The sequence below is a fragment of the Streptomyces sp. NPDC058872 genome, assembly GCF_042743065.1.
In the GTDB taxonomy this organism is placed as follows: Bacteria; Actinomycetota; Actinomycetes; order Streptomycetales; family Streptomycetaceae; genus Streptomyces.
The window spans coordinates 136572-148519 of sequence record NZ_JBHYMK010000005.1 but is presented as its reverse complement, the minus strand read 5'-3'; the positions used below and the strand labels follow the sequence as shown (position 1 = coordinate 148519).

General features: G+C 63.2%; 13 protein-coding genes and 1 tRNA gene. All 14 read left to right on the top strand.

The window, feature by feature from the left end:
- Window positions 1-112 precede the first annotated feature (112 nt).
- The 14 genes from ACFW22_RS04895 (at window position 113) to ACFW22_RS04830 (ending at window position 11919) form a co-directional block, all read left to right on the top strand.
- The gene (locus tag ACFW22_RS04895) at window positions 113-328 is read left to right on the top strand and encodes a hypothetical protein (protein WP_386398926.1); all 216 of its coding nucleotides are present in this window, start codon (window positions 113-115) and stop codon (window positions 326-328) included.
- Between the two features lie 425 nt (window positions 329-753).
- A tRNA-Leu gene (locus ACFW22_RS04890) sits at window positions 754-830 on the top strand.
- A gap of 65 nt (window positions 831-895) precedes the next feature.
- The gene (locus ACFW22_RS04885; protein ID WP_386398923.1) at window positions 896-1243 is read left to right on the top strand and encodes an HNH endonuclease; all 348 of its coding nucleotides are present in this window, start codon (window positions 896-898) and stop codon (window positions 1241-1243) included.
- Window positions 1244-1515: 272 nt separating this feature from the next.
- Window positions 1516-1884: a phage terminase small subunit P27 family gene (locus ACFW22_RS04880; protein ID WP_386399058.1), complete on the top strand. Its 369-nt coding sequence runs from the start codon at window positions 1516-1518 to the stop codon at window positions 1882-1884.
- Between the two features lie 43 nt (window positions 1885-1927).
- On the top strand, window positions 1928-3490 hold the full coding sequence (locus ACFW22_RS04875) for a terminase large subunit domain-containing protein (RefSeq protein ID WP_386398921.1): 1563 nt from the start codon (window positions 1928-1930) through the stop codon (window positions 3488-3490).
- 64 nt (window positions 3491-3554) lie between these two features.
- Complete coding sequence (locus ACFW22_RS04870; protein ID WP_386398918.1) at window positions 3555-4913, top strand: phage portal protein; 1359 nt, start codon at window positions 3555-3557, stop codon at window positions 4911-4913.
- On the top strand, window positions 4876-5493 hold the full coding sequence (locus tag ACFW22_RS04865) for an HK97 family phage prohead protease (protein WP_386398914.1): 618 nt from the start codon (window positions 4876-4878) through the stop codon (window positions 5491-5493). The genes ACFW22_RS04870 and ACFW22_RS04865 overlap by 38 nt, the downstream gene beginning before the upstream one ends.
- Window positions 5493-6671: a phage major capsid protein gene (locus ACFW22_RS04860; protein WP_386398911.1), complete on the top strand. Its 1179-nt coding sequence runs from the start codon at window positions 5493-5495 to the stop codon at window positions 6669-6671. The genes ACFW22_RS04865 and ACFW22_RS04860 overlap by 1 nt, the downstream gene beginning before the upstream one ends.
- 72 nt (window positions 6672-6743) lie before the next feature.
- Window positions 6744-7109: a hypothetical protein gene (locus ACFW22_RS04855; RefSeq protein WP_386398908.1), complete on the top strand. Its 366-nt coding sequence runs from the start codon at window positions 6744-6746 to the stop codon at window positions 7107-7109.
- A 9-nt stretch (window positions 7110-7118) separates the two neighbouring features.
- Window positions 7119-7550 carry a hypothetical protein gene (locus ACFW22_RS04850; RefSeq protein ID WP_386398903.1) on the top strand — a complete coding sequence of 144 codons (432 nt, stop codon included), beginning with the start codon at window positions 7119-7121 and terminating at the stop codon, window positions 7548-7550.
- A 10-nt stretch (window positions 7551-7560) separates the two neighbouring features.
- Window positions 7561-8562 carry a phage tail tube protein gene (locus ACFW22_RS04845; RefSeq protein WP_386398900.1) on the top strand — a complete coding sequence of 334 codons (1002 nt, stop codon included), beginning with the start codon at window positions 7561-7563 and terminating at the stop codon, window positions 8560-8562.
- 39 nt (window positions 8563-8601) lie between these two features.
- Entirely contained in the window at window positions 8602-9030 is a 429-nt protein-coding gene (locus ACFW22_RS04840) for an HK97-gp10 family putative phage morphogenesis protein (protein WP_386398896.1), read from the top strand.
- 3 nt (window positions 9031-9033) lie between these two features.
- A complete protein-coding gene (locus tag ACFW22_RS04835; RefSeq protein ID WP_386398893.1) occupies window positions 9034-9312 on the top strand; it encodes a hypothetical protein in 279 nt (92 codons plus the stop codon).
- A gap of 276 nt (window positions 9313-9588) precedes the next feature.
- Window positions 9589-11919 (top strand): phage tail tape measure protein, encoded by a 2331-nt coding sequence (locus ACFW22_RS04830; protein ID WP_386398890.1) that lies wholly within the window; start codon window positions 9589-9591, stop codon window positions 11917-11919.
- The last annotated feature ends 29 nt before the right edge of the window (window positions 11920-11948 follow it).

The following is an 11948-nucleotide window of genomic DNA, read 5'->3' as shown; positions in this document are numbered from 1 at the left end:
TGCGCCTAACACGCCGGGGCTTCCCCCAGGGTCTCAGACAGGCAGACAACGGCAGACAGGAGCACACGCGATGCATGACCACTTCGGCACTCCCCTTGGCGAAGGGGACCGCGTGGAAATCTTCCGGGTGGTGAACGGGCCCACGGGTGGTGACGCTCTCGGCTGGCGCGGCGGCATCCCCGGCACGGTGGCCGTGGTGGATGACCCCCAGTACCCCGGGCGGGTCCTGGTCGAGCTGGACGCACCGACCGGCTACGCGGCCCCGCACGACAAGGTGCGCGAGTGGGCCCCGACGGACACCGTTGTACGGGCCCCTGAGCACCCCTGAGAGCGCCTGAGGCGGCATCCGGCCCCAAACTGGACGCGCTACGGCCCACGGTGACCGCAGACGGCCCCTGAGCCCTTCGGGGTTCGGGGGCTTTCTCTTGGGCCCACTCTTGACATGCTCATGCAATACGGAATGCGGTCATCCAGATGCGGAGCGTGCGCGGCCGTGCGCTTTCAGCGGGGGTGGTGCGGTGAAACGGTGGTTCTTACCTTGATTCCAATATCCCTTGAGAAAGTCACAAGGAAAACAGAAACAGCCTTCCAATCACCGATTCACCGCACGGTGACCGGCGTCACATTCCAGAGACCCCGGAGAACCGGCAACCGGGGCGCTCTAGGGAACCCTTGCGCTCTAGTAAAGATAGAGAGAGCGGGGATACCGCGCACCCCTCCAATTGGGGCGGACTGAGTGCCCGCACTCTCCTTGCCTGCCTAGCCCAACGGTAAGAGGCGCACGGCTTAGACCCGTGATGATCCCGGTTCGAATCCGGGGGTAGGTACCAGACCATCGACTCACGTGAGTCGGTGCCATCGAGAGGGGCGGGGGCTTCCCCGGATAGGGGGTCTCATGCGCACCCGGTGCCTTGACTGTCGAGAGTGGGCCACCCATAAGGGTCGATGCCACGCGCACCACAAGGCTTACGAGAACGGCCGTTCGTATCAGGCGCACCGCAAGCGGCGTGAGGCAATCGCCCGTGGTCACAATGCGGCAGCGCTCCTGCGTAAGGCCGTGCGCAAGGCTGTGGCGGGAACGTGCGCCATGTGTGGCGTGACCTACCTGCCCAGTCAGGTGGACATTGACCACATCAAGCCCCTTGCTCTCGGTGGTGAGGACGTGGCGGGCAACGTTCAGGTTCTCTGCAAGCGTTGTCACGTCGTCAAGACTGCAATGGACTTTGGCAAGCGTCCGTTCTGACCCCGTGGGGAGGGTGGGGCGCTTTCAAAGTTCCCCAGACGCGCCCCCTGGCGATCCCGGCCCAAGCTCGGAAAACGCGCGCTAGGTGTGACGCCGTTTTTAGGGTCGGTCCCCTTGGGGGGACTGGCCAAGCCCGCATTCGCGCACGAGAGAAAGGCACCCGTTAAGGGGTCGATAAGCCCCCGGAAGGTGGTGTCAACGTGTCCCGAAGCAAGAGCCCCGACGTGCGCACCGGCAATGCCAATGCGGCTGCCGAGAGTGCCGCCCCCGTCGTGCACGAGGGTCGGGCCCCCCGCGTGCCTGCCGGACTCAAGCGCGTCGGCCGTGAGGTCTGGCGGAACGTCTGGTCAGCGGGCAATGGTGCGTACTCCCCGGAGACGGACCGGAACATCATCCTTCGGTACTGCGAACTTCACGACCGGCGTGCGGCGCTCCTTGCGGCCGTCGCCAATGACGGACTCATGACCGTGGGTTCAACCGGTCAGCCTGCCGTTCATCCGGCCATGCGCTATGTGGAGTCCACGGAGAAGGAGCTACGGGCGATAGAAACCGTGATCGGCTTCACGCCCGAAGCGCGTATGCGTCTGGGCATCGTGGCGGCTGAGGCTCGCCGCGTGGCTGCCGGACCCGAAGATTTCTGACCACCGACTCACGTGAGTCGGTGCCTACTGGGGAGGGGTGAGCGTGACCGGCATTGATCCCGTGATCGCTCGCCACATTCCCGATGACGCGCCGTTCCCGAGTGAGGGTTACCGGGTCGCCAACTGGGTTGAGCGATTCTGTCGCCTTACCGGTTCATTCGCCGGTCAGCCTTTCCGGCTTCTCGAATGGCAGCGTCAGCTACTCATTGACGCATATGAACTTCGGCAAGACGCATTCGGCCGGTGGATTCGCAAGCACCGAATGGCCGTGGTCTGCATTGCACGGAAGAACGGCAAGTCAACGCTTGCCGCCGCAATCATGCTGTACCACCTGATAGCCGACCGGGCGGACGCTCAGCGTCAGATCATCGCTGCCGCCAATGACCGTAACCAGGCTCGCATGGTCTTTGACGCGGCGAAGCAGATGGTGACCGCTTCCCCGAAGTTGGCTGCCGTCTGCGACGTTCAGCGCGACGTGATCAAGTTCAAGGACTGCACCTATCGCGTGGTGTCGGCGGATGCCGGGCGGCAACAGGGGCTCAACCCCTCAGCGGTCAGCCTTGACGAATACGCGTTCAGCAAGACGGCCGATCTGTTCGACGCGCTGACGCTGGGCAGTGCCGCACGGAACCAGCCGATTACGTGGGTGGTCTCGACTGCCGGACCCGACCCGGACGGCCCCTTTGCCAAGCTCTGTGGGCAAGGCGAGCGGGTCAACTCCGGTGAGGTCACGGACCCGACGCTCTTCTACCGGTCATGGGGTCCGCGCATCGGGGAACAGGTGGACCACCTAGACCCCGAAGTGTGGCGCGCGTGCAACCCTTCGTACGAGATTCTGAACGAAGAGGATTTCAAGGCTGCCGCTCAGCGCAGTACGGAAGCTAGCTTCCGCATCTACCGCCTGTCTCAGTTCGTCCGTGGCGCGTCTACGTGGCTGCCTCACGGCCTTTGGGACTCCCTTGCGGTAGACGACACCCTGCACCCCGGTGACGCCGTGGTGTTGGGCTTTGACGGCTCATGGAAGGGTGACAGTACGGCCCTGGTGGCTGCCCGCGTGAGTGACCTTCGCGTGTTCGTGCTGGGGCACTGGGAGGCACCGGCCGATGACGCGCATTGGCGTGTTCCCATGGTGGACGTGCGGGACGCTCTCCGCTCCGCGCTGGACACATACCACGTGCGCAATCTCGTGGCCGACCCGTACCGCTGGGAAGAGACGCTAGACAACCTTGAGGCTGAGGGGTGGCCGGTTGAGGCTTTCCCGACGAACAGCCTTAAGCGCATGGTCCCGGCAACGCAGATCGTCTATGACGCCTGCCGTGACGGCCGCTTGTCGCACGACGGGGACCCGGCCCTTGCCCGGCACATCGGTAACGCCGTTCTTCGTGAGGACAAGAACGGGGCGCGCGTCACGAAGGAACACGCTTCGTCGCGCCGGAAGATCGACCTTTGCATTGCAATGATCCTGGCCGTTCACGGCGCAGTGATGTTCCGGGAAGAGAACCCCCACTTGATTGAGACGGCAATCGTCGCCACGTGGGAGGACAAAGACGGCCACGTGTTCAATGTCGGTTCCCCGGATTTCGACCAGTACCTAGACGACGACTAGCACGACTCAGGCCACCGACTCACGTGAGTCGGTGCCTAGGTGAGTCAAGCGGGGGGTGGCTCACATGGGCTTTTGGCGTGCGCTCTTCCGGGGGCCGTCTCAGGAAGTCGAGAAGCGGGCACAGTGGGACCCGGTATCGGACCTGTTTCCGCTGCCCGGCGTCATGTCGGCTGCCGGTCAGAAGGTGGACGCGAACAGTGCGCTGACGGTTTCTGCCGTCTTCGCGTGCGTCCGCCTTCTGAGCGAGACGATTTGCACGCTGCCGGTGGCGACGTATTCGCGCCGGGGCGGGTCCCGCAAGGAGATCAAGTCGCCGACGTGGCTGGACTATCCGAATGCTGAGCCCGGCGGACTGGGGCGCATCGATCTGTTGTCTCAGGTGGTGCTATCGCTCCTGCTGGACGGCAATGCGTATCTAGCCGTTCTGTGGGACGGCCCCCATATCGTCGGGCTTGAGGTGCTGGACCCGAACCGCATCGACACGCATACCGTTGTGGTGGACGGCAAGCGTCGCAAGGTTTTCTATGTGGCCGACTATGACGACGACGGAAATGAAGTCGCCCTAGGCTGGTTCACCACCCGCGAAATCCTTCATATTCCCGGCATGATGCTGCCGGGTGAATTCACCGGCGTTTCACCTATCGCGTTCGCGCGTGAGTCCATCGGGCTTGCCATGGCTGCGCAGACCTACGGCGCGAAGTTCTTTTCCAACGGGGCCATGCCGGGGGCGCTCATTGAAGTGCCCGGCGCAATGTCCGAAGAGGGGCTAGCGCGTGCCCGTGAGGCGTGGCGGCTGGCCAACTCCGGTGCCGAGAATGCGCACCGCGTAGCGCTTCTGACCGAAGGGGCGAAGTTTTCTAAGGTCGCGCTCTCGCCGGACGAAGCACAGTTCTTGCAGACGCGCCAATTTCAGGTTCCGGAGATCGCCCGGATATTCGGCGTTCCGCCTCACCTCATTGCGGACGCCACGAACTCAACTAGCTGGGGCTCCGGTCTCGCTGAGCAGAACCAGGCTTTTGCCATGTTCTCTCTGCGCCCGTGGCTTGAGCGCATCGAAGCGGGCTTTACCCGTCTGCTCTTCGCAGAGACGGCCGACCGACAGAAGTTCGTCAAGTTCAGCCTTGACGGCATTCAGCGCGGGGCCCCGAAGGAACGCATGGAAATGTACTCCGTCGGCTTGCAGCAAGGCATTTACAGCATTGACGAAGTGCGCGGATGGGAAGACCTGGAACCCCTGCCGGACGGCAAGGGCGAAGCGCACCGCGTACCGCTGAACCTTGCCGACGTGACGGCCGACGAAGAGCCCGCGAAGCCTGCCGCCATTGAGCCCCCGCCCGTAGACAAGCCCCCGGCCACCGGGGACGACGACAAGGGGGAAGCGACCGATGACGACGGAGCGGAGGAACCTAGCCCTACCGGCTGAGGTTCGAGCCGAAGGCGACACGGTGACCATGCGCGGGTACGCCTACCGGTTCAACGACCTGAGCCACAACCTAGGCGGATTCCGGGAACGGATCATGCCCGGTGCCGGTGCCGATTCGCTCAAGGCGAATGACGTTCTAGGCACGTTCAATCACGACATGAACCAGGTTCTAGGACGCGCTAGCTCCGGCACGCTGCGGACCGGTGAGGACTCCGAAGGCGGCTGGTACGAAATCGACCTACCGAATACCACGGTAGGCCGTGACCTAGCTGAACTTCTCAAGCGCGGAGACGTGCGCGGGAGTTCTTTCACCTTCCGCGTGAGCGACGGCGGGCAGCGCGTTCACGACGAACTAGACGACACCACCGGGCTTCCCATTCGGGAGATCACCCGCATGGACGTGGTGGAACTGGGGCCCGTTCTCAATCCCGCCTACCCGACCACTGACGCCAGTCTCAGCCGTTCTATTGCGCTGAGTCTCGGCATTGGCGAACTACCCACCGACTCACGTGAGTCGGTGACTGATCATCCGGCGCGTGTCCTAGTCCGCGCGCTTCTACACAAGGGGGGTGTCCAGTAGTGGACGCACAGACGCTCAGCGCCAACTTTGAGGCGCGCGAGAAGGCGCACGCTGAACTTCGGTCCCTGACTGATGAGTTCGCGGGCAAGGACATGACCGCTGAGGCGCGCGAGAAGGAGACTCGACTACTCGACGCCATTGCCGACTATGACGGCCGCGTGAAGCGTGGCGTTGAAGCCATCAAGGCTTCTGAGTCGGTGAGTGCGCTCATGGCCGGACTCAAGGGGACCGGCAGCAAGAAGGGTACTCAGGACAAGCTAGCTGAGGCTGCAACTCAGCTTCGTTCGCTGGGGCTTCACCAGTCGCTCACTTTCGCCCCGGAGAAGCGCGCCGTGGTTGACACGGCCACCGGGTCCAACGTCATTCCGCGAACCCTGTTCGGTCAGCTTCTCGCTGAGGCAACCGAGCGTTCTACGGTCATGCGGAACGGCGCGTCGATTCTCACCACGTCCGGGGGTGAGTCCATCGACTTCACGGTTGTCACCGGTCGCGCGTCGGCGGGAATCGTGGCGGAGAACGCCAACATTCCTGAGTCCACCCCGACCACGGTTCAGCGGTCGGTGGGCGCGTTCAAGTACGCCTATGCGTCGGTGGTCTCGACTGAGTTCGTACAGGATCAGGCGCTAGACCTTGTGGGCTTCCTGGTGGGGGACGCTGGCCCCGCGCTGGGTCATGGCATGGGTGAGCACTTCCTAGCCGGTACCGGCACCGGTCAGCCGACCGGCATTCTGACGGCTGCTCCGGCTGCCGTCGCCACGTGGACCGAAGGCGCGAAGGACAACACCGTTTCTGACGCGCTCATTGACCTGTTCTATGAGCTTCCTTCGTCCTACCGGGGCAACGCGGTTTTCATCGTCTCCGACAAGACGGCCGCGACCATGCGCAAGCTCAAGGACGGTAACGGCCAGTACCTATGGCAGTCGGCTCTAACGGCCGGTGCCCCCGACACCTTCAACGGCAAGGCCGTGGCGACTGACGTTGCGGTGCCGGATGACAAGGTCCTGTTCGGTGACCTGAGCAAGTACAAGGTCCGGCTAGCCGGTCCGCTCCGTGTTGAGCGGTCCGTGGATGCGCGGTTCACCACCGACCAGATTGTCTACCGCTTCATTCAGCGCGCGGACGGTCTGCTTGTTGATGAGCGGTCCGCGAAGGTTCTGACCGTTACCCCCAAGCCGTAAGGCGCGGCGGGATTCCAAGGGGTGACCACCAACTCACGTGAGTCGGTGGTCACCCCCGTTTAGGGGGTGCACGTGTCCTACGCGACCGTTGAAGAGGTTCGGGCCCTAGACGGCATGGAAGACGTGTCGCTCTTCCCGAACGAGACTTTGACCGACGCGATTTCGTACGCGATTGAAACCGTCGAAACCTACTGCGGCCGGAAGTGGGAAGGGACCGATGCGCCCCCGGAAACGATCCGGTGGTGTGTGCGGACTCTCGCGCGCCAATACTGCCTTGACCTTGTGTCGCGTGTGCCGGACCGGGCGCTACAGCTTCAAGGGGAATACGGGTCAATCCAGTTGGCGCAAGCCGGTGGAACATGGCGGCCGACCAGCCTGCCGGAAGTGAACGCGCAACTGAATCGGTACCGCGTGCGGCTCCCGTTCATCTTCATCTGAGGGGGATTCGTGGCGCTGGTATTCGACGCGAAGGTTGTTCTATTCGATGCCCTCAAGGCTGCCGTCCCGGCTGGTGTGCAATGCACCTTTGCGGAGACAGGCAAGAGCGACCGGCGTCAACAGGTGTGGCTAGGTGCCACGGGAGACGAAGAGCTTACGGCCGTGGCCATGAGGCAGGGGCCGCGCAAGCCTACGGCCGTCACAAGCTACGTGGACGTTCATGCGCTGGTCATCACGCCGGGCGACCCGATAGGCGCTGAGAGGGCCGTCTACGGCCTTCGTGACGCCATTACAGAAGCCTGCCGCTCCGTCGTTCCGGCGAGCGTGCCGGGCCTACTCGACGTACGGCCGGAATCCTCCGAGAGCGAGACGGCCGAAAACACTGACGGCGCGTACGCCGCGCTGACTGTCCGCGTGCGCATTCGCGGCCGGATTACATAGGGGGGACCACATGGCGCTAGACGCATCCATAGGCATTGGCGAAGAGACCACGTACGGCACTGCCGCAACGGCCATGCTGGGCTATGAGGGAAAGTCCGACAGTTGGAAGACCACGCGAGAGTTCATCGAATCCGTGGGCTTCCGGGCCGGAATGCAGACGGCACGGGCCGACCGCCGAAACGTCATCAACATGGGTGGCGAAGGCGAACTAGAGATTGACCTACTCGACGCCGGGGCGGCTGCCCTTCTCTCCGCAGCATTCGACACCTACGACGGGGGCACCCCGGACGGGAGCACGGGCCTTACGGCTCACGTCTTCGGAAGCGGGGCCGACAGTTCGGCACCCTCGTTCACGGCTCAGATGACCCGGCCGACCACTGACGGCAAGTCGGTGGCTTACAAGCATGTCGGATGCGTGGTCACTGAGTGGGAACTGAGCGCTGAGGTAGAGAGCGCGGTCACCCTCAAGGCCACGTTTGACTTTCAGGACGTGTCGCACTCCGACAAGCCTGCCGACGCGCTACCGGTCGCGTACCCCGTGGAGGCGTACGTCTATGACTGGACCCGTACGGCTATCGCGCTGACCATTGACGGTGCAGCCGTCCCGGTGGACGCGAACAAGCTAGAGCTTTCCGGTGAGCGCGGCATGAAGACCGACCGGCGCTTTCTTCGTGGCAATGCCCTCAAGAAGTCGCCCGTGCGCTCCGCCATGCCGACGTATGAGGGGACGCTAGAGGGTGAGTTCACCTCAGACGCGCTCAAGGTCTATGAGGCGTTCCTAGCGGGCACGGTGGCGTCACTGGCCGTTGACTTTGAGGGCATCATTCCCGGCACGTCCATGCGCATTGAGTGCCCGGCAATCCAGTTCACGGGCGACAGTCCCGAAGCGTCCGTTGACGACGTGACCATGAGCGAACTTCCGTTCCGCGTGCTGGACCCCGGAGACGGCCGGTCGGCCATCAAGGTCACGTACGTGAGCCCCACACCGGGGTTCGTCCCTCCGGGCGAGTAGGCACCGACTCACGTGAGTCGGTGAGCTAAGGGGGCGAGGGTGGCAGGTTCGCGCTTCTCGGTTCAGGTAGAAGGCTTGAACCAACTCAAGAAGTCTCTTCGCCAACTCAAGGACAAGGACCTTTCCAAGAAGGTTCGTGAGGTCAACAAGGACGCTGCGGAGCTTGTGAAGCCGGATGCCCAACGGGGCGTTCCCCGGCACACCCGCACACCGAAGGACAACAAGCGGTACCGGCCCGGAAAGCTGGCCAAGTCGGTCAAGGTGGTGGCGTCTGCCAACTCCGCGAAGATCAAGGCCGGTACCGCTTCCCGCGCTCCGTACGCGGGGGCAATCCACTTCGGATATCCGAAGCGCGAGATTCGCCCGAACCGGTTCCTTTACCGGGCCATGGCTCGCAATAGCGAGAAGGTTTCCGAAACGTACGAGCGTGAGATTACCGCCGTACTCCGAGACAAGTTGGAGAGCTGAACTATGGGCAAGAAGAACGCTGCGGCTAACGGCAATCTCGGTGAGGTTCTGTCGCTGGATATCGACAGCCTTTCCATTGATGAGATCGAACTTATTGAAGACGTGATTGACGGCCCCCTTGACCAGCTTGCCAAGCCGGGCGCGCGAAAGGGCCGTCTTCTGCGGGCAATGGCCGTGGTCATCAAGCGGCGCGAAGACCCGAATTTCTCGGCGGAGGATGCGGGCAAGCTCCGCATTGAGTTCAAGCAGAAGCCGAAGGACCCTACCGCGCTCAGCGAGTAATCACGTGCGCGCGGCTGGTCGGCCATTTCCGGGGTCTTACCTGGACGGATGTTCGCGCGCTCTCGCTGAGGGACTTCAACACGCTGGCCGACCAGATGGTTGCGGACATTGAGGAACAGCAAAAGCAGGAACGGCGCGGCTATCGCGGACGTTCCGGGGGCCCGGTGCAGGGGGAGCGCCGGACCCCCGTCATGACCTGATTCTCACTCTGCGTATATCAAAACCCCCCGCCGGCATAGCCGCGGGATATACGCAGCGTAGCGACGGGGGGTTCTGGTGGCTAAGCCGATCACGATTACCTTGCTGGGTGATCTGGACGACTTGAGCCGTTCTCTCAATGAGGGAACGGCGGACGTGACCCGGTTTGCCGACCAGGTTGAGGACGCGCTTAGAGAAGCCACCGAAGAGGCTGGCCGACTGGGTGACGAGATATCCAGCGGGGCCGATGACGCCGGGGGCGCTCTCGACGGACTTGCCGACAAGTTCGGGGGTCTCGCGACCATTGCCGGTGCTGCGGTCGGTGCTGCCCTGGTGGCCGGTATCAGTGAGGCCATGGACCGGGAAGCCGGTAATGGTCTTCTTGCTGCTCAGCTTGGCGCTAATCCCGACGAAGCGAAGCGGCTGGGAGAAGCGGCAGGCGATATCTATTCGTCCGGCTGGGGCGAATCCGTGGCCGACGCGAATGAGGCTCTTAAGTCCCTGTGGCAACAGGGTCTCGTTCCTGCCGGGGCGACCGCCGATGAAATGGCGAAGATCGGCAAGAGCGCAATGGACGTTGCCAGCGTCCTAGGGGATGAAGTCGGCCCGACTGCAAATGCGGTCGGAACGATGATGAAGAACGGCCTTGCCAAGAATGCCGATGAGGCAATGGACGTTCTTGTTGCCGGAACTCAGCGGGGCGCAAACAAGGCCGGTGACCTACTCGACACGTTCAATGAATACAGCGTCCAGTTCAAGAAAGTCGGTCTTGACGGCAAGACCGCAATGGGCCTGATTCAGCAGGGTCTACAGGGCGGAGCGCGCGACGCTGACACGGTGGCGGACGCCATCAAGGAATTCTCCATCCGTGCCATTGACGGCAGCGCGACCACCATTGACGGATTCAAGGCAATCGGTCTGAACGCCGATGACATGCGCGACAAGATTGCGGCTGGTGGCCCGGCAGCACAGGAAGCCCTAGGGCTCACGCTGGACAAGCTACGGGCCATCAAAGACCCGGCGGAGCGGAGCGCGGCGGCAGTCAATCTCTTCGGTACGAAGGCCGAAGACATGGGAGATTCGCTGTACTCCCTGAACGTCGATACCGCCGTTGACGCGCTGGGGAAGGTGGACGGTGCCGCGAAGGCGGCAGGCGACACCATGCACGACAATGCGTCTCAGAAGATCACTGCCTTTTGGCGGGGGCTCCAGACGCTTGCCGTTGACGTGATCGGCGGAACGGTGCTGCCTGCCGTCGAAGGCATGGCGGACAAGCTAGCCACGCTCGCCGGATGGGTGGAACGCAACAGGACACCCCTTCTCACCGTGGCCGGTGTCATCACTGCCGTCGTACTTCCCGCGCTGATTCAGTGGGGCCTTCAGTCCGTCATTTCCGGCGCTAAGGCGGTCGGTGCCTGGATCACGTCGGCAACGTCGGCCACGGGCTCAGCGGCAACCCAAGTCGCTGCCTCATGGTCGGTGGTCGGCGGATGGCTCAAGGCAGGCGCTCAGGCCGTCATTTCCGGCGCAATCGTGGTCGGCCAGTGGATAGCCGGTGCGGCGGCTGCCGTCGTGAACGGCGCAATCATGGTCGCTCAGTGGGTGCTCATGGGGACTCAGTCCATGATTCAGGCTGCCCGCATGGCTGCCGCGTGGCTTCTGGCCATGGGTCCCATTCCGCTGATCATCGCTGCGATTGTCGGGCTTGCCCTTCTCATCTGGCAGAACTGGGACAAGATCAAGGAATGGACCGGAGCGGCCTTTGACTGGGTGTGGGAAAAGGTCAAGGGAGTGTTCGCGTGGCTCAAGGATCTGTTCCTGAACTTCACCGGACCGGGCCTCTTGATCAAGCATTGGGACACCATCAAGACCAAGACGGCCGAGGCGTTCCTATGGGTGCGGGACAAGGCGAAAGCCGGACTTGACGCGGTCATTGGATTCTTCCGGGACCTGCCCGGCCGAATCCTCGGGTACGTCGGCAAGGTTGGCGGTGCTGCCGCCGATATCGGACGCGCCATCATCGACAAGCTAGGGCAGGGGCTTTCCAAACTGGCCAGCTTCGGTCAGAACATCGGCGCTGCCGTCGCGCGCGGAATCAAGTCCGCTATCAACTCGCTTATCGACCTACTCAACTGGGCAATCCCGGACCGCATCGGAATCGGCCCGGTGGGCGTAGACCTGCCGAAGAATCCCATTCCGAAGATCCGTGCCATGGGTGGCGCCGCTGGCGGCTGGACGCGGGTAGGCGAGCGTGGACCCGAAGAGGTCTACCTACCGGGCGGTTCCCACGTGGTCCCGAACCATGCCGCCCGGAATACCCCCGGCGTGACGGTCAACGTGACCAGCAACGCCGACCCGTTCGCAATCGGGCGCGAAGTGGCATGGGCTCTTCGGGTCGCGCCCCGGTAGGCACTGACTCACGTGAGTCGGTGGTGTAA